The sequence below is a fragment of the Microbacterium sp. NPDC056234 genome (assembly GCF_042267585.1).
In the GTDB taxonomy this organism is placed as follows: Bacteria; Actinomycetota; Actinomycetes; order Actinomycetales; family Microbacteriaceae; genus Microbacterium.
In genome coordinates this window covers 547932-566386 of the sequence record NZ_JBHJTE010000002.1, presented here as the reverse complement: position 1 = coordinate 566386, position 18455 = coordinate 547932, and the positions used below count along the sequence as shown (strand labels likewise).

General features: G+C 67.9%; 18 protein-coding genes and 1 tRNA gene. 2 read left to right on the top strand and 17 right to left on the bottom strand.

The window, feature by feature from the left end:
• Positions 1 to 19: 19 nt before the first annotated feature.
• On the bottom strand, positions 20 to 556 hold the full coding sequence (locus ACFCYE_RS08605; protein ID WP_376177917.1) for a GNAT family N-acetyltransferase: 537 nt from the start codon (positions 554 to 556) through the stop codon (positions 20 to 22).
• Complete coding sequence (locus ACFCYE_RS08600) at positions 553 to 1170, bottom strand: ANTAR domain-containing response regulator (RefSeq protein ID WP_376178168.1); 618 nt, start codon at positions 1168 to 1170, stop codon at positions 553 to 555. Before ACFCYE_RS08600 ends, ACFCYE_RS08605 begins: the two co-directional genes overlap by 4 nt.
• Positions 1171 to 1267: 97 nt before the next feature.
• On the opposite strand from ACFCYE_RS08600, the gene ACFCYE_RS08595 reads away from it, so the two are divergent.
• A tRNA-Leu gene (locus ACFCYE_RS08595) sits at positions 1268 to 1353 on the top strand.
• A 270-nt stretch (positions 1354 to 1623) separates the two neighbouring features.
• Positions 1624 to 2331: a GntR family transcriptional regulator gene (locus ACFCYE_RS08590; protein WP_376177915.1), complete on the top strand. Its 708-nt coding sequence runs from the start codon at positions 1624 to 1626 to the stop codon at positions 2329 to 2331.
• Between the two features lie 155 nt (positions 2332 to 2486).
• Here the strand turns inward: ACFCYE_RS08590 and ACFCYE_RS08585 are convergent, their stop codons facing one another.
• From ACFCYE_RS08585 to rpe, 15 genes are all read right to left on the bottom strand, one after another.
• On the bottom strand, positions 2487 to 3152 hold the full coding sequence (locus tag ACFCYE_RS08585) for an esterase/lipase family protein (RefSeq protein WP_376177913.1): 666 nt from the start codon (positions 3150 to 3152) through the stop codon (positions 2487 to 2489).
• 58 nt (positions 3153 to 3210) lie between these two features.
• Positions 3211 to 4662, bottom strand: a complete 1452-nt coding sequence (pyk, locus tag ACFCYE_RS08580; RefSeq protein WP_376177911.1) for a pyruvate kinase — start codon at positions 4660 to 4662, stop codon at positions 3211 to 3213.
• A gap of 54 nt (positions 4663 to 4716) precedes the next feature.
• Positions 4717 to 6183 (bottom strand): glutamate synthase subunit beta, encoded by a 1467-nt coding sequence (locus tag ACFCYE_RS08575; protein WP_376177909.1) that lies wholly within the window; start codon positions 6181 to 6183, stop codon positions 4717 to 4719.
• On the bottom strand, positions 6176 to 10696 hold the full coding sequence (gene gltB / locus ACFCYE_RS08570; protein ID WP_376178166.1) for a glutamate synthase large subunit: 4521 nt from the start codon (positions 10694 to 10696) through the stop codon (positions 6176 to 6178). Before gltB ends, ACFCYE_RS08575 begins: the two co-directional genes overlap by 8 nt.
• A 141-nt stretch (positions 10697 to 10837) precedes the next feature.
• Positions 10838 to 11863: a prolipoprotein diacylglyceryl transferase gene (gene lgt, locus ACFCYE_RS08565; RefSeq protein ID WP_376177907.1), complete on the bottom strand. Its 1026-nt coding sequence runs from the start codon at positions 11861 to 11863 to the stop codon at positions 10838 to 10840.
• Positions 11864 to 11873: 10 nt separating this feature from the next.
• Complete coding sequence (trpA, locus tag ACFCYE_RS08560; RefSeq protein WP_376177906.1) at positions 11874 to 12680, bottom strand: tryptophan synthase subunit alpha; 807 nt, start codon at positions 12678 to 12680, stop codon at positions 11874 to 11876.
• Entirely contained in the window at positions 12677 to 13885 is a 1209-nt protein-coding gene (gene trpB / locus ACFCYE_RS08555; protein WP_376177904.1) for a tryptophan synthase subunit beta, read from the bottom strand. The genes trpA and trpB overlap by 4 nt, the downstream gene beginning before the upstream one ends.
• Positions 13886 to 14659, bottom strand: a complete 774-nt coding sequence (trpC, locus tag ACFCYE_RS08550) for an indole-3-glycerol phosphate synthase TrpC (protein ID WP_376178165.1) — start codon at positions 14657 to 14659, stop codon at positions 13886 to 13888.
• 2 nt (positions 14660 to 14661) lie between these two features.
• Positions 14662 to 14892: an HGxxPAAW family protein gene (locus ACFCYE_RS08545; protein WP_376177903.1), complete on the bottom strand. Its 231-nt coding sequence runs from the start codon at positions 14890 to 14892 to the stop codon at positions 14662 to 14664.
• Between the two features lie 45 nt (positions 14893 to 14937).
• Positions 14938 to 15525, bottom strand: a complete 588-nt coding sequence (locus ACFCYE_RS08540) for a Trp biosynthesis-associated membrane protein (protein WP_376177901.1) — start codon at positions 15523 to 15525, stop codon at positions 14938 to 14940.
• Complete coding sequence (gene hisI / locus ACFCYE_RS08535) at positions 15522 to 15878, bottom strand: phosphoribosyl-AMP cyclohydrolase (RefSeq protein ID WP_376177900.1); 357 nt, start codon at positions 15876 to 15878, stop codon at positions 15522 to 15524. The genes ACFCYE_RS08540 and hisI overlap by 4 nt, the downstream gene beginning before the upstream one ends.
• Entirely contained in the window at positions 15875 to 16636 is a 762-nt protein-coding gene (hisF, locus tag ACFCYE_RS08530) for an imidazole glycerol phosphate synthase subunit HisF (protein WP_376177898.1), read from the bottom strand. Before hisF ends, hisI begins: the two co-directional genes overlap by 4 nt.
• Entirely contained in the window at positions 16636 to 17475 is an 840-nt protein-coding gene (gene hisG / locus ACFCYE_RS08525) for an ATP phosphoribosyltransferase (protein WP_376177897.1), read from the bottom strand. The genes hisF and hisG overlap by 1 nt, the downstream gene beginning before the upstream one ends.
• Positions 17476 to 17515: 40 nt before the next feature.
• Positions 17516 to 17779: a phosphoribosyl-ATP diphosphatase gene (locus ACFCYE_RS08520; RefSeq protein ID WP_376177896.1), complete on the bottom strand. Its 264-nt coding sequence runs from the start codon at positions 17777 to 17779 to the stop codon at positions 17516 to 17518.
• Complete coding sequence (rpe, locus tag ACFCYE_RS08515) at positions 17776 to 18453, bottom strand: ribulose-phosphate 3-epimerase (RefSeq protein WP_376178163.1); 678 nt, start codon at positions 18451 to 18453, stop codon at positions 17776 to 17778. Before rpe ends, ACFCYE_RS08520 begins: the two co-directional genes overlap by 4 nt.
• Positions 18454 to 18455 lie beyond the last annotated feature (2 nt).

Below are 18455 nucleotides of genomic sequence, written 5' to 3'. Positions count from 1 at the left end.
GCTCCCGCTCCCGGGGGACTCAGTGGGAGAGGATGCGCTGGAACAGCAGGTGATCCTGCCACTCCCCCGCGATCTTCAGGTACTTCGGCGCCATGCCGATCTGCTCGAAGCCGTTGGCGGCGAGCACCCGCTGCGATGCGGCATTGTCGAGCAGAGTCGCGGCTTGCAGGCGATGCAGAACGAGCTCGGAGCGTGCGTGCTCGATCACGCGCGCGATGGCGCGGCTCATGATGCCGCGACCGGCGAGCGACGCGTCGATCCAGTAACCGAGATCTGCGCTGTGGAACGCGCCGCGAACGATGTTCGAGATGTTCGCCACGCCCACGATTCGTCCGTCGTCGGCGAGGACGAAACGCGCTGCGCGACCGTCCGCCTGGTCACGCAGATGCTGTGCGACCAGGGCCTCATGCCACTGGACCGTGTAGAAGCTCTCATCGCGCACCGGATCCCACCGGGCCAGATGCGCACGGTTGGCGTCGTACGCGGCGGCATAGGCCGCCGCGTCGCCGGACTCGACCGGACGAAGGCGGATGCCGTCGCCGAGGTCGAACGTCACTTCTTGGGTGCGAGCTGCTCGATGATCGCCTTGGCGACGTCCTGCATGGTCAGGCGACGGTCCATCGACGCCTTCTGGATCCAGCGGAACGCCTCGGGCTCGGAAAGGCCCATCTTCTCGTTGAGCAGGCCTTTGGCGCGATCGACGAGCTTGCGGGTCTCGAAGCGCTCGACCATGTCGGCGACCTCGGCCTCGAGCGTGATGATCTGCTCGTGGCGTGCGAGGGCGATCTCGATCGCCGGCAGCAGGTCGTTCGGTGTGAACGGCTTCACGACGTACGCCAGGGCGCCCGCCTCACTCGCGCGCTCGACGAGCTCCTTCTGGCTGAACGCGGTCAGCAGCACCACGGGCGCGATGTTGCCCTTGTGCAGCTTCTCGGCGGCGCTGATGCCGTCGAGCTGCGGCATCTTGACATCCATGATGACCAGATCCGGACGCAGCTCGGTCGCGAGTGCGACGGCCGTCTCGCCGTCCCCGGCCTCACCGACCACGTCGAATCCGTTGTCTCGCAGGATCTCGACGATGTCGAGACGGATCAGCGATTCGTCTTCGGCGACGACGACGCGTCGCGGAGCGGATGCCGTGGACTGTTCAGCCTGTTCTTCGGTCACCAGTTCATTCTACGGGAGAGCGGGCGATGTCCGGACGACGGCGCGTCGCCGGCGATGGATCGCCCATGATCCTGCGCTACAGTCGTAGACGCGATACAGGGCCGGCGTGGCGGAATGGCAGACGCGGAGCACTCAAAATGCTTTGTCCGAAAGGGCGTGTGGGTTCGAGTCCCACCGCCGGCACCAGAATTGAGAATCACCAGAACGCAGCGGCGTGGTCACGCTGTCTGCGTTTCGTTGGCGGCTCCGCGAGCCTCTCGCGTCGACCGGCCGCCGTCAGCACGCGGCACGGGCCGGTGCAGCCTCGCGTCCGCTCCCGCGATCGGCGCCGCCGGTAGCCGCTGGGGCATCTGTGTCGTGCGTTTCCGCATGCGCGTGAATTTGTTCATATCCCTCGCGTAAGATCACCCCGGAAGACGAGCTGGGGGGTTCGCGGCGATCAGGAGAGCCGAGGACATGAAATCAGAACGCGCGCGGTTGGACCAGATCCTGCGCCTCCCCACGAGCAGCCAGCACACGCTCGGCGACCTCGTTCACGAAGAGCTCAGCGCAGCGATCGTCGACGGCCGCCTCGCCGCCGGTGAGCGAGTGAATGACAAAGGGATCGCCGAGGCCCTCGGGATCTCCAGGACCCCGGTTCGCGAAGCGCTGCAGAGACTCACGCTGGCCGGACTCGTCGAGGTGTCGGCCAGCCGCTACACCCGGGTCACCGAGGTGACCGACGAGATGGCCGCGAGCACGCTCGAGTTCGCCGTCCTGCAGGCCGGCAACGCTCTGCAGCTCGCCGTGAGCCGGATGGATGATCGTGGGCTCGCCGGCGCCGTCGCGCTGCTGGATCGCATGATCGAGGCATCCGAACTCGACGAGACCGACACGCTCGTTCAGGCGACTCGCGAGTTCGTGATCTACATCATCGGTCAGGCGCGCAACGCCGACCTGCTGAGGGTTCTGCGCAACGAGAACGCCGTGATCGAACGCAACCTCCGATACTCCGCCCGCTCGTTCGACCTCGGGACCCCTGCCGTCCGCCGCGGCCCGTACCGTCGCATACGCATGGCGCTGTCGGCGAGGGATGCCGACACGGCAGAGCACTGGTTCCGCGTGCAATGCCGCCTCCTCGGCGCGGCCGGCATGGGGGTCGCCGCGGTCGCCGCAGCAGCGTGATCCCGCTCTGCATGGCCGGATCAGGGCGCGCCCATCGTGCCGCAGCGCAGCGGATCGCGCACTCCTGTGCTGGATGCACGCGCGCGGCACCTCGACGCGCGCACTCGGGGCCCGGTCCGTCGGCGCCGCGAGTGGGCGGTGACCTGCAGCGCCCGTCACTCGGCGAGAACAGCGAGCTCGGCGAGAACGCGAGGATGTTCGAGCACCCAGAAGTGGCCGCCGACGTCGAGCGCCACGTTCTTCGCCCCCGGCAGTTCACTGCCCTCGGGGATATGCGGGTCGAAGCGCGGGTAGATCGACACGATCCTCGTGTTCGCCTCCTGCTGGCGAGCGAGCTCGACGATGCCCGGATCGAACGGTGAGAATGCACGCAACGTGCGCCAGGGCATGAGCCGCGCATAGCGTGAGCCCCCGAAGGGCGTGGCGATCGCCAGCATCGAGCGCACCCGCTCCCCCGCAGGACCTGTCATCGCGAGCTTGCCGGCGAGACCGCCCTTGCTATGGGCGACGATGATCACGTCGCGCAGATCGGCATCCTCGAGAAATCCGGTGACGTCCTGCGCGAGCTCGACGATCGGCCGGCGATTGCGATGCAGCGCTGTGACGATGTGCACCGGATGCCCCTGCTGGTGCATCGCCGTGACCAGCGGGCGCATGAACTGCCACGTCTCGTAGACGCCGGGAAGCACGATGATCGGCACGCGCGTTCCCACGGCGAACGACTCCGGATCGGTGTGATCGACGGCGGCTCTCGCCTGCCACGCGATCGCGTACGCGTAGTCGCGGATCCACCATCCCGCCCTGCGCAGAAGGTGATTCATGGGCGGGAGACCGAAGGGAGCGGGATCGAGACGAACCCGCTCCCTTCGGCGACGTGCATCAGGCCCCTGCGGCCTTGTAGATCGGAGCAGCTCCGCCGACGGCATCCCCGACCTTGTGGACGCGGATGTCGTTCGTGGAACCGACGATCCCGGGAGGGGAACCGGAGATCACGACGACCTTGTCGCCCTCGGCGGCGAGGCCGTTCTTGAGCAGATAGTCGTCGACCTGCAGGAACATCATGTCCGTGTGCTCCACGACATCCACCAGATTCGAGCTGATGCCCCAGGTGAGTGCCATACGGCGCCGGATGTCCGGCTCGGGCGTGAACGCGATCATCGGGATGCGCGAGCGCAGCCGCGAAAGTCGCCGGGCGGAGTCGCCCGACTGCGTGAAGACGCACAGGTACTTCGCCTCGACGAACTCGGCGACCTCGAGAGCGGCGAGCGTGATCGCGCCACCCTGGGTCTTCGGCTTGGCAGTGAGCGGCGCGATGCGCTCGAGACCGTGCTCCTCGGTGGAGGCGACGATGCGCGCCATCGTCTCCACGACGACGATCGGGTACTCGCCCACACTCGTCTCGCCGGACAGCATGACCGCGTCAGCACCGTCCAGGACGGCGTTGGCGACGTCGCTCGTCTCGGCGCGAGTCGGCACGGGGCTGGAGATCATCGATTCAAGCATCTGCGTCGCCACGATGACCGGCTTCGCATTGCGGCGAGCCAGCTCGACCGCGCGCTTCTGCACGATCGGAACGGCCTCCAGGGGCAGTTCGACGCCGAGGTCACCGCGGGCGACCATGATGCCGTCGAACGCATCGACGATCTCCTCGAGCGCGTCGACCGCCTGCGGCTTCTCGATCTTGGCGATGACGGGGACGCGCACGCCCTCCTCCGCCATGATCTCGTGAACGCGTACGACATCAGAGGCGTTGCGGACGAACGACAGTGCGATGAGGTCGGCACCGATCTTCAGGCCCCAGCGCAGGTCGGCCTCGTCCTTCTCGCTCAGTGCGGGAACGTTGACCGCGACGCCGGGGAGGTTAATGCCCTTGTTGTTCGACACGGCACCCGCGACGATGACCTTCGTCGTGACGACGGTGCCGTCGGTCTCCACGACCTCGACGCGCACCTTGCCGTCATCGATGAGAAGGAAGTCGCCGGGCTTGACGTCCTGCGGCAGTCCCTTGAACGTCGTACCGCAGATCTCACGGTTTCCGATGATGTCCTCGGTGGTGATCTTGAAGATGTCACCGACCTCGAGCTCGTAGGGGCCCGCCTCGAACTTGCCGAGACGGATCTTCGGGCCCTGCAGATCGACGAGCACGGCCACTGCCTTGCCCGCGTCATCGGCTGCGCGACGGACGTTGGCGTAGTTCGCGTCGTGGACGGAGTAGTCGCCGTGGCTGAGGTTCAGTCGGGCGACGTCCACTCCGGCTTCGATGATGGCCCGCACGTTCTCATAGGAACTCGTGGCGGGGCCGAGGGTGGCGACGATTTTCGCGCGTCTCAAAGAAGTCTCCAGGGTAGAAGAGGAAATAGAACTGGCGACGGTGCCGCAGTCAGCCTACGCGGGCAGCAGGCCGAGCGCGACATCCGTCGGACGCACCGGTGCAGGCAGCACGGTCTCGCCCATCAGGAAGCGGTCCACGCTCGCCGCTGCGGCGCGTCCTTCGGCGATCGCCCACACGATGAGCGACTGCCCGCGACCGGCGTCGCCGGCCACGAACACGCCGGGGATCGTGGATTCGTAGGAATCGTCGCGCCGGAATGCGCCGCGCTCGGTGACCTGCGGGCGAGTCTCCTCGGTGTATCCGTCCTGCTCCGGGCCGGTGAAGCCCATTGCGATCAGGACCAGGTCCGCAGGGATCTCCCGCTCGGTGCCGCTCTTGGGCACTCGACGACCATCGACGTACTCGGTCTCTGCGACCCGCAGTGCGCGCACCTCGCCGGCGTCGTTGGAGAGGAACTCGACGGTCGAGGCGAGGTACACCCGCTCGCCGCCCTCCTCGTGCGCGGACGACACCTCGAAGATCGTCGGCATCATCGGCCAGGGCTGGTGATCCGGGCGCGCATCGCCCGGCTGCTTGCCGATCGCGAGGTTCGTGACGCTGAGCGCGCCCTGGCGGTGTGCCGTTCCGATGCAGTCGGCGCCCGTGTCGCCGCCGCCGATCACGATGACGTGCTTGCCCTCTGCCGTGATCTGGTTCGGGACCTTGTCTCCGGCGACCGCGTGGTTGGACTCGACGAGGTACTCCATCGCGAAGTGCACGCCGTCCAGGTCGCGACCGGGAATCGCCAGGTCACGCGGCACTGTGGCACCTGTTGCGATGACCACCGCGTCGTAGCGGGCACGCAGGTCCGCCCAGCTGATGTCCTTGCCGATCTCGACGCCGGCGCGGAAGCGGGTGCCCTCCTCCTGCATCTGACGAAGACGTGCCTCGACGTGGCTCTTCTCCATCTTGAAATCGGGGATGCCGTAGCGCAGGAGTCCTCCGATGCGGTCGTCCCGCTCGAACACCGCAACCGTGTGACCGGCACGCGTCAGCTGCTGAGCGGCGGCGAGCCCCGCGGGACCCGAGCCGACGACGGCCACGGTCTTGCCGGTCAGACGCTCCGGCGGTTCGGCCTCGACCCAGCCGTGCGAGAACGCCTCATCCACGATCGAGACCTCGATCTGCTTGATCGTGACGGCCGGCTGGTTGATACCGAGCACGCAGGAGCTCTCGCAGGGCGCAGGGCACAGCCGACCGGTGAACTCGGGGAAGTTGTTGGTCGCATGCAGGCGCTCGATCGCCGAGCGGCCCTCGCCGCGCCAGGTGAGGTCGTTCCACTCCGGGATCAGGTTGCCCAGCGGGCATCCGGAATGGCAGAACGGCACGCCGCAATCCATGCAGCGCCCCGCCTGTCGGCGCAGCACCGCCTGATCGCCGGGCTCATAGACCTCTTTCCAGTCCATGATCCGCACCGGGACGGGGCGGCGAGCAGGCAGCTCGCGCTCCGTCACCTTCAGAAAGCCCTTGGGGTCAGCCACCTGTCACCTCCAGGATCCGGTTCCAGATGACGTCGCCGTCCGGGTCGAGCCCGGCCTGCTCCGCCTCCTGGCGCATGTTCTGAACCGCGGCGAAATCGCGCGGCAGCACCTTGACGAATTCGGTCGCCACGGTGTCGAAATCGGCGAGCATCTCCGCCGCCAACGGGGATGCCGTGCGTTCGACGTGCTCGGTGAGAAGGCTCCGCAGCACTTCGAGGTCGGCGCGATCGAGCTGCTCCAGGCGCAGTTCGCCGCTGTCCAGGGACTGCGCGTTGACCTTGTCGGTGCGCAGCGCGTGGATGTAAGCGATGCCGCCGGACATCCCGGCACCCAGGTTGCGCCCTGTCGTGCCGAGGATCACGGCGAGACCGCCCGTCATGTACTCCAGCGCATGGTCACCCACGCCTTCGACGACCGCGGTGGCACCGGAGTTGCGCACCAGGAACCGTTCGCCGACGACGCCGGAGATGAAGATCGTCCCGCTCGTGGCGCCGTAGCCGATGACGTTTCCGGCGATCACGTTCTCCTGCGGCACGATCGTCGCGCCGCGCGGTGGACGGATGGCGATGTCTCCACCCGACAGCCCCTTGCCGACGTAGTCGTTCGCATCCCCCTCGAGACGCAGCGCGATGCCGGCGGGCATGAACGCGCCCAGCGACTGCCCCGCGGTTCCGGTCAGGGTGACATCGATCGTCTCGCGTGCCAGGCCCGCGGCCCCGTAGCGCGACGTGACCTCGTGGCCGAGCATCGTTCCGACGGCGCGTTCCGTGTTGCGGATCGGCAGCTCGATGAGCACGGGAGATCCGTCTTCGAGCGCCTCCTGAGCCATCTCGATGAGCTGGACGTCGAAGTGCTCGTCCAGTTCGTGGTCCTGCTCGCGTCCGCTGCGCCGAGGCTCGGATGCCGGGAACAGCGGCCCTTCGAGGATCGGCGACAGGTCCAGCCCATCGGCCTTCCAATGCTCGATCGCGGCGTTCGCCTCGATGAGGTCGCTGCGTCCGATGATCTCGTCGAGCGACCGGTAGCCGAGTTCGGCGAGGATCTCGCGCACCTCTTCGGCGATGAACTCCATGAAGTTCACAACGAACTCGGGCTTGCCCGTGAAGCGCTCCCGGAGGACAGGATTCTGCGTCGCGACGCCCACAGGGCACGTGTCGAGGTGGCACACGCGCATCATGATGCATCCGCTCACGACCAGCGGTGCCGTGGCGAAGCCGAACTCCTCGGCACCGAGCAGCGCGCCGATGACGACGTCGCGACCCGTCTTGAGCTGACCGTCCACCTGCACCACGACGCGGTCGCGCATGCCGTTGAGCATGAGCGTCTGCTGCGTCTCGGCGAGACCCAGCTCCCAGGGGGTTCCCGCGTGCTTGAGCGAGTTCAGCGGGCTCGCACCCGTGCCGCCGTCGTGTCCGGAGACGAGGATGACGTCGCTGAGCGCCTTGGCGACACCCGCCGACACCGCGCCGATGCCGGACTGGCTGACGAGCTTGGTGTGGATGCGAGCGTCCGGATTGGCGCGCTTGAGGTCGAAGATCAACTGCTTGAGATCCTCGATCGAGTAGATGTCGTGGTGCGGCGGAGGCGAGATGAGTCCCACTCCGGCGGTCGCGTGCCGGGTGCGCGCGACCCACGGGTACACCTTGCCGGGGGGAAGCTGACCGCCCTCACCGGGCTTGGCGCCCTGGGCGAGCTTGATCTGGATGTCATCCGCCTCGGTGAGGTACTGGCTCGTGACTCCGAACCGCCCTGAGGCGACCTGCTTGATCGAGCTCCGACGCTCAGGGTCGACCAGACGATCCGGTTCCTCGCCGCCCTCGCCCGTGTTCGACTTGCCACCGATGCGGTTCATCGCGATGGCCAGCGTCTCGTGCGCCTCGCGGGAGATCGAGCCGTAGCTCATGGCCCCCGTCGAGAACCGCTTGACGATCTCGCTCACCGGCTCGACCTCGTCGAGCGGGACCGGCGTGCGGTGCCCTGTGCGCAGCGAGAAAAGTCCTCGCAGGGTCTTGAGCTCGGCGGCCTGGTCGTCGACGAGCTTGGTGTACTCGCGGAAGATGTCGTACCGGCGGGTGCGGGTCGAGTGCTGCAGCCGGAAGACGGTCTCCGGGTTGAACAGGTGCGGCGAACCGTCGCGGCGCCACTGGTACTCGCCTCCGGTCCACAGCCGTTCGTGCGCACGGGCGGCGGCGTCCTCGGGGTAGGCGTAGTCGTGACGGGCCTGATTCTCGGTGTAGACCTCGTCGATGCCGATGCCGCCGAGCTTGGACTCGGTGCCGGTGAAGTACGCGTCGATGAACTCCTGGCTGAGGCCCACGGCCTCGAACACCTGGGCGCCCGCATAGGAGGAAACCGTGGAGATGCCCATCTTCGACATGATCTTCAGCACGCCTTTGCCGAGCGCGTAGATCAGGTTGCGGACGGCCTTCTCCGGCGAGACGCCGGTGATGAAGCCCGTGCGGACGAGATGCTCGACGGTCTCCATCGCGAGGTACGGATTGACCGCGGACGCGCCGTAGCCGATCAGTGTCGCGACATGGTGCACCTCGCGGACATCGCCGGCTTCGACGATCAGCCCCACCTTCATGCGGTTCTCACGCCGGATGAGGTGGTGATGGATGGCCGAGACCATCAGGAGCGACGGGATCGGGACGAGGTCCTTGTTGGAATCGCGATCCGAGAGGATCACGAACTCGGCACCCTCCTCGATCGCGGCGTCCACCTCGGCGCACATCTCCTCGATGCGGTCGGGGAGCGACTGCGGGCCCGCGTCGAAGTGATACAGGCCGCGGATCGTCGCGGACCGGCGGTCGTTCATGGCCTTGTCGATGTGGCGGATCTTCGCCAGCTCGTCGTTGTCGATGACCGGGAAGTCGAGCGTCACCGTGTGGGCGTGCGCCGGACCCCAGTCGAGCAGGTTGCGCTCCGGCCCGAGCCCGAGCTTCAGGCTGGTGACGACCTCTTCACGGATCGAGTCCAGCGGCGGGTTCGTCACCTGCGCGAACTGCTGCGTGAAGTAGTCGAACAGCAGCCGTGGGCGCTCGCTCAGGACGGCGATCGGCGTGTCGGAGCCCATCGCACCGAGCGGCTCGACACCGTTCTGCCCCATGGGGGTCAGGAGGATGCGCACCTCCTCCTCGGTGTAGCCGAAGGTTCGCTGGCGGCGGGTGATCGATGCCGGCGGGTGCACGATGTGCTCGCGCTCGGGAAGGTCGGCCAGACGCACCGACCCCTCGTCGAGCCATTCCTGCCACGGGTGCAGGGTGGCCAACTGCTGCTTGATCTCGGCGTCCTCGACGATGCGGCCGGCGGCCGTGTCGACGACGAACATCTTCCCCGGCTGCAGACGACCGCGGCGCTTGATGCGCTCCGGTTCGAACTCGAGCACCCCGGTCTCCGAGCCGATGACGACCAGACCGTCGGTGGTCTCGGTCCAGCGTCCAGGACGCAGGCCGTTGCGATCGAGCGTTGCACCGACCAGGGTGCCGTCGGTGAAGATCAGAGCGGCCGGGCCGTCCCACGGCTCCATCTGGTTCGAGTGGTACTCGTAGAACGCGCGCAGGTCCGGCGAGATGTCGGTCTGCTTCTCGTACGCCTCCGGAACCATCATCAGGATGGCGTGCGGGAGGCTGCGCCCCGTGAGAGTGAGCAGTTCGAGGACCTCATCGAAGGAGGCCGAGTCACTGGCGCCGTCGGTGCAGATCGGAAGCAGCGGCCGGATGTCGCCGAGGAGCTCTGACTCGAGCTGCGACTGACGGGCGCGCATCCAGTTGCGGTTCCCGCCGACGGTGTTGATCTCGCCGTTGTGGGCGAGCATCCGCAGCGGCTGCGCGAGCGGCCATGACGGGAAGGTGTTGGTGGAGTAGCGGGAGTGCACGACCGCGAGCTCACTCGCGAAGCGCTCGTCCTGCAGATCGGGATAGAACGGCTCGAGCTGCAGGGTCGTCACCATGCCTTTGTAGCCGAGCGTGCGGCTGGAGAGCGAGACGAAGTAGGCGCCGAGTTCATGTCCGGCGCGCTTGCGCAGACGGTACGCGACACGATCCAGTTCGATGTCGGACAGCGCGGGAGCATCGCCCTTGGCCGGTCGGGCGACGAAGAGCTGCTCGAAGGCGGGGCGCGCCTCGTCGGCCAGCTTGCCGAGGTGCTCGTTGGCGGTCGGGACGACGCGCCAGCCGAGAACGGTGAGGCCCTCTTCGCGGGCGATCTTCTCGACGCCGGCCTTCTGCGTGCGTCGTTCTCCCGCCTGCAGCGGGAGGAAGGCGAGTCCGACGGCGTACTCGCCGACCGGGGGAAGTTCGAACCCCGTCACAGCGCGGAGGAACTCGTCGGGCATCTGGGTCAGGATGCCTGCGCCATCTCCGGTGCCGGCATCTGAGCCGATCGCGCCGCGGTGCTCCAGGTTTCGCAGGGCTTCGAGCGCCTGCTGGATGATGTCATGACCTGGCGTGCCGCGGAGCGTGGCGACCATGGCAAGGCCACAGGCGTCCTTCTCGAACGCCGCGTTGTACATGCCCTGCTTCGGGGGGTAGGCGCCGGAGGCGCCGTAGGGAGGCTGGAAGTACACCAGTTACCGTCCTCAGTTATTCAAGTGACACCGGGGACGACGTCGGCCCGCTCGTTCAGTGCAATGGATCTCCCGCCACGAGGCGGCTTATCGGGCGCCGGCCTCGTTCGTGGGAGCGGTGCTTGTGGCGGTGGCTCCTGCGGTGACCTCTTCGGCCGGAGGCTCGCTCACGTCCACGAAGTCAGAGGGATTGTCTTGCGATTGTACATCAGCGTCGACGTCCTTCCGGCTGTACCCGGGCTGGTACACGGAGGGCTCGCGGCCGGGGTGACGGCGCGTCTGGACGATGAGGATCACGATGCCGACGATGACCCCGATGATGGCCGCCCAGACGTTGCTGCGCAGGCCGAGGATGATCTCGCTCGGGTCGATCCGGATGGATTCCCAGAGGATGCGCCCTGCGCTGTACCAGATCAGGTAGACCGCGAACAGACGACCCCACTGGAAGTACAGGTTGCGTCCGAGCCACAGCAGCACGAGGACGCCGAGCCCGTTCCAGATCACTTCGTACAGGAACGTCGGGTGGAACAGGGTGCCGTCGGCGAGTCCAGGGGGGAAGGCCGGGTTGTCGGACTCGATCTCCAGGCCCCACGGCACGTCCGTCGGGAGGCCGTACAGCTCGTGGTTGAACCAGTTGCCGAACCGGCCGAGGGCCTGCGCCAGCAGCAGGCCGGGTGCCAGCGCATCGGCGAAGCTCCAGAACCGGATCTTGGCCCAGCGGCAGCCGAGCCACGCGCCGATGGCACCGCCGATGAGCGCGCCGTAGATGGCGATCCCGCCCTCCCAGATCGCCCAGATCGAGCCGGGCTGGAAGGGGTTCCACGTGTTGATGCCCTCGCCGAAGTAGTCGTTCGGGTGCGTGAAGACGTGGTAGAACCGGGCGGCGATGATCGCCAACGGCACCGCGATGATGACGATGTCGATCACGATCCACGGCTCCGCGCCGCGCTTGGTGAGGCGGTGATTGGTCATCAGCGTGGCGGCGATGATGCCCGCGATGATGCAGAGCGCGTAGTAGTAGATCGTCACCGGACCGATCGAGAACGTGTTCTCGGGAGGGCTCGGGATGCTGGTGAGCACGCCGGTCAGTGTGCTGGAGAGCGCGAGGGACATGAGTGCGATTCTAGTTTCTCTGGTCGGAGCGAGTGGACAGCGGCGTTCCGGCTGCCAGTGCGCGTGTCGTGGCGGCGAGCCCGCCCAGGCCGCCGTCGCGGAGAGCGCGGACGAGTGCGGTGCCCACGATCGCGCCATCGGCGTACTCGAGGACGCTCGCGATCTGGTCCGCCGTGGAGATCCCGATGCCGACGCAGGCACGATTGTCACCGTGCTCACGCAGGCGCGCGACGAGCGTCCGCGCGGCCTTGTCGAGCTCCGCACGCTCCCCCGTGATCCCCATGGTGGACACCGTGTAGATGAAGCCCGTCGAGGAGTCGGCCACGAGGTCCAGACGCTCATCGGTCGATGTCGGCGCCGCGAGGAAGATGCGGTCCAGGCCCGTGCGCTTGCTCGCGGCGATCCAGTCGGCGGCGGCATCCGGCGTGATGTCCGGGGTGATGAGTCCTGACGCGCCGGCCGCCAGCAGGTCGTCCGCGTAACGGTCGACGCCGTATTGCGCGACCGGGTTCCAGTACGTCATCACGACCACGGGGACGTCGGTGGCAGCCGTGATCGTCCGCAGCGCCGTGAAGAGGTCCTTCGTGCGGTACCCGGCGGCGAGGGCGGCCTGCGTGGCCTCCTGGATCAGGGGGCCGTCCATCACCGGGTCGCTGTACGGCGGGCCGAGTTCGATGACGTCGACGCCGTTCTCAGCGAGTGTGATGGCGGCGCGGATGCTGGTGTCGAGGTCGGGATATCCGACCGGAAGGTAGCCGACGAAGGCACCGCGACCGTCGTCGTTGGCGCGCCGGATGGCGTCTTCGACGCGGCTCATGCGTCAGGCTCCTCGTCGTACAGGTCGAAGTAGCGTGCGGCGGTGTCCATGTCCTTGTCGCCTCGGCCGGACAGGCACACCGCGATCAGGCCGTCCGGCCCCAGCTCGCGGCCGAGACGGATCGCACCGGCCAGGGCGTGCGCGGACTCGATGGCGGGGATGATGCCCTCGGTGCGGCTCAGCAGTCGCAGAGCCTGCATCGCCTCGTCGTCGGTGGCCGGGATGTACTCGGCACGGCCGATGTCCGCGAGCCAGGAGTGCTCTGGCCCCACACCGGGGTAGTCCAGCCCGGCCGAGATGGAGTGCGATTCGATCGTCTGTCCGTCCTCGTCCTGCAGGACGTAGGTGCGGGCCCCGTGCAGGACGCCGGGCCGGCCCCGCTCGATGGACGCCGCGTGCTTGGGCGTGTCCACCCCGTCACCGGCGGCCTCGACGCCGTACAGCTTGACCGCTTCATCGTCCAGGAACGCATCGAACATGCCGATGGCGTTGGATCCGCCGCCGACGCAGGCCACCACGGCATCCGGCAGTCGACCAGCCGTCTCGAGCAGCTGCTCGCGGGCCTCTTCGCCGATGATCTTCTGGAAGTCGCGCACCATGGCGGGGAACGGATGCGGGCCCGCAGCGGTGCCGAAGATGTAGTTGGTGGTCTCCACCGTCGCGACCCAGTCTCGGTACGCGTCGTTGATCGCGTCCTTGAGCGTGCGCGATCCGGTCTTCACCGGGACGACCTCGGCGCCGAGCAGCCGCATACGGGCGACGTTGAGCGCCTGGCGCTCGGTGTCGACCTCGCCCATGTAGATCGTGCAGTCCAGGCCGAACAAGGCGGCGGCGGTCGCCGTCGCGACGCCGTGCTGGCCGGCGCCCGTCTCGGCGATCACGCGGGTCTTGCCGAGCCTGCGGGTGAGCAGAGCCTGCCCGAGGACGTTGTTGATCTTGTGGCTGCCGGTGTGATTCAGGTCTTCGCGCTTGAGGAAGATGCGCGCTCCCCCGGCGTGCTCGGCGAAGCGTGTCACCTCGGTGAGCGCCGACGGGCGACCGGCGTAGCTGCTGAGCAGGTGCGCCAGCTCGGCGCGGAAGTCCGGGTCGGCGATCGCCTGCTCGTAGGCGACGGTGAGTTCGTCGATCGCGGCGATGAGGGACTCGGGCATGTAACGGCCGCCGAAGTCGCCGAAGAACGGTCCTGGCTGATCGCGCAGACTCACTTATCCGACCTCCAGAAAACGGTGCAGCGTGGCGACGGGGTCTCCCGTGACGAGAGCCTCGCCGATGAGCACGACGTCCGCTCCGGCGCCGCGGTAGTGCGCGACATCGTCCGGGGACAGCACGGCGGACTCCGCGATCTTCGTCGTCCCGTCGGGGATCAGGTGCCCGATGCGGCTGAACAGGTCGCGGTCGAGCTCGAGCGTCTTCAGGTCACGCGCGTTCACGCCGATCAGCGGTGCGCCGAGTTCGGCTGCGACGGCGATCTCGTCGGCGGAATGCGTCTCGACGAGAGGTGTCATGCCCAGCTCGGTGATCAGGTCGAACAGCTCGGAGAGCACACGCTGCTCGAGTCCTGCGACGATCAGCAGCGCCAGGTCGGCGCCGGCGGCTCGCGCCTCGAAGACCTGGTACGGCGTCGCGATGAAGTCCTTGCGCAGCACCGGAACGGAGACGCGCTCTGTGACCGCCTCCAGATCCGCCAGGCTGCCGCCGAAACGGCGCTCCTCCGTCAGCACGCTGATCGCGGACGCACCACCCGTCTCGTACAGGGACGCCTGGTGGGCCGGATCAGGAATCTCCGCGAGCGCGCCGCGTGACGGGCTCGCGCGCTTGACCTCGGCGATGATCTTGACGCGGGATGCCGGGGCGAGCGCCTGGCGAGCATCCTTCGCGGACGGGCGAGCCAGGGCGGCCTTCTCGACGTCCGCGAGCGGGCGCGTCAGCGCTCGACGCTCGGCGTCTTCGACAGCGCCGGCCGTGAGGTCGGCGAGCACCATTAGTGCGCCTTCGGCGAGTACTTGGGGCCCTTGACGCCGTATCCGGCCTTCGCGAGGATCCACCCCAGCAGCGCGCCGATGGCGATGACGCCGACCGAGATCCAGACGAACAGCGGCTGCTCGAAGCAGAACGCGACCGTGCCGGCCGCGACGCCGAACAGCATGACCACCACAGCGGTCCAGGCGGCAGGCGAGTGTCCGTGGCCGGGGTCTGCGATGGGGTTGCTCATGGGGATTCCTCCGGGTCGATGGCGGGCGACGTCAGTCTATCGGTCTCAGCGCGTCGGGTCGGTTCCGCGGGACAGCTCGTCCCAGGAATCGATCGCGTCGACGGGACCGGATGCGGCGCGCTCATCCGTGTCGGTGCGGAAGCGTCGGCCGCCGGTCTTCCAGCCGCGCGCCGTCAGGATGACGAAAACCGCGGATGCGGCCAGGATCACCCAGCCGGCCAGCGCGATCGCCGGCCAGGCCGTCGGCTCGACGGCGTCGACGAGGTCGGCGATCGCCGCATCGCCAGCCAGGCCCGTCACCTCGGTGACGGTCGAGGCGACCGATCCGAGCGGATGGCTGAGCAGCACGCCGAGCGTCGACCACGCCAGGAGGACGCCGATGACCGCGCCGAGAGCGGCGAGCACATATCGCAGAATCGGCCCGACGATCGCGAGCACGGCCGCCAGTGCCAGCACGGCGAGACTGAGCGGCGTGAGCAGCGGAAGCGCCTGCGCGCCGGTCACCAGGATCGGCTCGGCGGCATCATGCCGGGCAGCGACCAGCCATGTCTGCGTCGAGGAGAGCACTCCCAGACCGCCTGCGACGAGGAAGCCGAGGACAGCGACGGAGCGTCCACGTCTGGCGAGACTCATGCGTCCTCCGCTGCAACGGGCTCCAGGTCCGTCGTATCGAAGCAGGTGCGTGTTCCGGTGTGGCAGGCTGGGCCGTTCTGGTGCACCTGCAGGAGGATCGCGTCGCCGTCGCAGTCCAGGCGTGCGGCGTGGACCAGCTGGGTGTTCCCGGACGTGTCGCCCTTGCGCCAGTACTCCTGTCGTGAGCGCGACCAATAGGTCGCGCGGCCGCCCGTGAGCGTGCGGCGCAACGCCTCGGCATCCACCCAGGCGAGCATGAGCACCTCGAGGGTGTCCCACTGCTGAACGATCACCGGCGCGAGGCCATCCGCGTTCCAGGCGATCTTCGCGATCCGCGCTTCGATATCGCTCACCGGACCAGCACTCCTTCTGCGCGCAGCGCATCCTTGACGTCGCCGACCGTGAGCGCGCCGGTGTGGAACACGCTCGCGGCGAGGACGGCATCCGCTCCGGCTTTGATGGCCGGTGCGAAATCGGATGCCGTGCCGGCGCCGCCCGAGGCGATCACCGGCACGGAGGCGACTTCGCGCATGAGGCGGACGAGTTCGAGGTCGAAGCCGTCTCGGGTTCCGTCGGCGTCGATCGAGTTGACCAGCAGCTCACCGGCGCCGCGCTCCGTGGCTTCTCGCGCCCACTCGAGCGCGTCCAGCGTCGTCTCTGTACGGCCGCCGTGCGTCGTCACGACGAAACCGGACTCCGTGGCGGGCGAGCGCTTGACATCGAGCGAGAGCACCAGCACCTGGGCGCCGAAGCGGTCGGCGATCTCGCCGAGGAGTTCGGGGCGGGCGATCGCCGCTGAGTTCACACCGATCTTGTCCGCGCCGACGGAGAGCAGTCGGGCCACGTCCTCGACGCTGCGCACTCCCCCGCCGACCGTCAACGGGACGAACACCTGCTCGGCCGTGCGCTGGACCACGTCGTAGGTCGTGGCACGGGCGTCGACCGTGGCGGTGACATCGAGGAATGTGATCTCATCCGCGCCCTGTGCCGCGTAATGCGCCGCCAGCTCGACGGGGTCGCCCATATCGCGCAGGTTCTCGAAGTTCACACCCTTGACGACGCGGCCGGCGGCGACGTCGAGACACGGGATCACGCGACTCGCGAGAGCCATCAGAGCCTCGCGGCGTGGATCGCGGTGACCAGCAGCGCGCGTGCGCCGAGCGCGTAGAGAGCGTCCATCACCTGGTTGACGCCCTTACGAGGGATCATCACCCGCACCGCGACCCAGGTCGGGTCCTTGAGCGGCGAGATGGTCGGTGATTCGCGTCCGGGCGTGATGGCAACCGCCTGATCGACGAGGTCGGCGGGCAGGTCGTAGTCCAGCAGCACGTAACGGCGGGCGACGATGACGCCGCGTAGACGACGGAGCAGCGTCTCAGTGCCCTCGGCATCCCCCGGCCGACTGATCAGCACGGCCTCTGACTCGATGATCACGGGGCCGAAGATCTCCAGGCCCGCCTGGCGGAGGGTCGTGCCCGTCTCCACGACGTCGGCGATCGCGTCGGCGACTCCGAGACGGACCGCGGATTCGACGGCGCCGTCCAGAGGGACCAGCTCGGCCTCGACGCCGTGCTCGCGCAGGAACGCGTCCACGAGCCCGGGGTACGCGGAGGCGACGCGCACGCCCGCGAGGTCCTCGATACCGGCGAACGCCCCGGGGGGCGCCGCGAAACGGAACGTCGAGTGCGCGAAGCCCAGGGCCTGGACCTCACGCGCCTGCTGCGGGACGTCCTTGAGCAGGTCGCGTCCGGTGATGCCGACATCCAGCGCGCCTGAGGCGACGTAGGTGGCGATGTCACGCGGGCGGAGGAAGAAGAACTCGACGTCGTTCTCGGCGTCGACGACGTGCAGGGTCTTGGAGTCGCGTCGGCCGGCGTATCCGGCCTCGGCGAGCATCTCGGCTGCCGTCTCGGACAGCGAGCCCTTGTTGGGAACAGCGATGCGCAGCATGGGGGTCTTTCGGTTCAGGAGATCGGCAGGGCGGAGCGCATCAGAGATGTCGGTAGACGTCTTCGAGGCTCAGGCCCTTCGCGATCATCATGACCTGGACGTGGTAGAGCAGCTGCGAGATCTCCTCCGCAGCGGCGTCGTCGGACTCGTACTCCGAGGCCATCCAGACCTCGGCGGCCTCCTCGACGATCTTCTTGCCGATCGTGTGCACGCCGCCGTCGAGCTCGGCGACCGTGCCCGAACCCTCCGGTCGGGTCTCTGCCTTGAACCGGAGCTCGGCGAACAGCTCGTCGAAAGTCTTCACGAGTCCAGGCTAGCGGCTCGCGCGAGGTCCCTGAGCCCGGTGATGGCGGCCTCGACGTTCTCCGCGCCGTAGACCGCCGAACCGGCGACGAACGTGTCGGCGCCGGCCGCTGCGGCCTGATCGATCGTCGCGGCGGAGATGCCGCCGTCCACCTGGAACCACACGTTCGAGCCTCGGCGCCGTGCTTCGTCCACGAGTGCGCGCAGCTTCGGCATGGTCTCGGGCATGAAGCCCTGGCCTCCGAAACCGGGTTCGACGGTCATGACCAGGACCTGGTCGAACTCGTCGAGGATGTCGTAGAGCCGTTCTCCGGCGGTTCCCGGCTTGATGGCGATGCCGGCCCTGGCTCCGATGCTGCGCAGGCGGCGCGCCAGCGCGATCGGGTCGTGCGCCGCCTCGAGATGGAACGTCACGCTGGCGGCTCCCAGTTCGGCGTACCCCGGTGCCCAGAGATCCGGGTCGCTGATCATCAGGTGCACGTCGAGCGGAACCGGGCTGGTCGCCTGGATGCGTTCGACCATCTGGGGACCGAACGTGAGGTTGGGCACGAAGTGGTTGTCCATCACGTCGACGTGGACGAAGTCGGCTGCAGCGATGCGGGCCAGCTCCGCCTGCATGTTGACGAAGTCGGCCGCCAGGATGCTGGGGTTGATGCGCGGGGCGTCCGGGAGCATGG

Bases quoted from the DNA above. Each gene is read 5' to 3' on its own strand.
- ACFCYE_RS08590 (WP_376177915.1), top strand. From the start codon at position 1,624: ATGAAATCAGAACGCGCGCGGTTGGACCAGATCCTGCGCCTCCCCACG.
- ACFCYE_RS08585 (WP_376177913.1), bottom strand. From the start codon at position 3,152: ATGAATCACCTTCTGCGCAGGGCGGGATGGTGGATCCGCGACTACGCG.
- gltB (WP_376178166.1), bottom strand. From the start codon at position 10,696: ATGTACAACGCGGCGTTCGAGAAGGACGCCTGTGGCCTTGCCATGGTC.
- lgt (WP_376177907.1), bottom strand. From the start codon at position 11,863: ATGTCCCTCGCGCTCTCCAGCACACTGACCGGCGTGCTCACCAGCATC.
- trpA (WP_376177906.1), bottom strand. From the start codon at position 12,680: ATGAGCCGCGTCGAAGACGCCATCCGGCGCGCCAACGACGACGGTCGC.
- ACFCYE_RS08545 (WP_376177903.1), bottom strand. From the start codon at position 14,892: ATGAGCAACCCCATCGCAGACCCCGGCCACGGACACTCGCCTGCCGCC.
- ACFCYE_RS08540 (WP_376177901.1), bottom strand. From the start codon at position 15,525: ATGAGTCTCGCCAGACGTGGACGCTCCGTCGCTGTCCTCGGCTTCCTC.
- hisF (WP_376177898.1), bottom strand. From the start codon at position 16,636: ATGGCTCTCGCGAGTCGCGTGATCCCGTGTCTCGACGTCGCCGCCGGC.
- hisG (WP_376177897.1), bottom strand. From the start codon at position 17,475: ATGCTGCGCATCGCTGTTCCCAACAAGGGCTCGCTGTCCGAGACGGCA.
- rpe (WP_376178163.1), bottom strand. From the start codon at position 18,453: ATGCTCCCGGACGCCCCGCGCATCAACCCCAGCATCCTGGCGGCCGAC.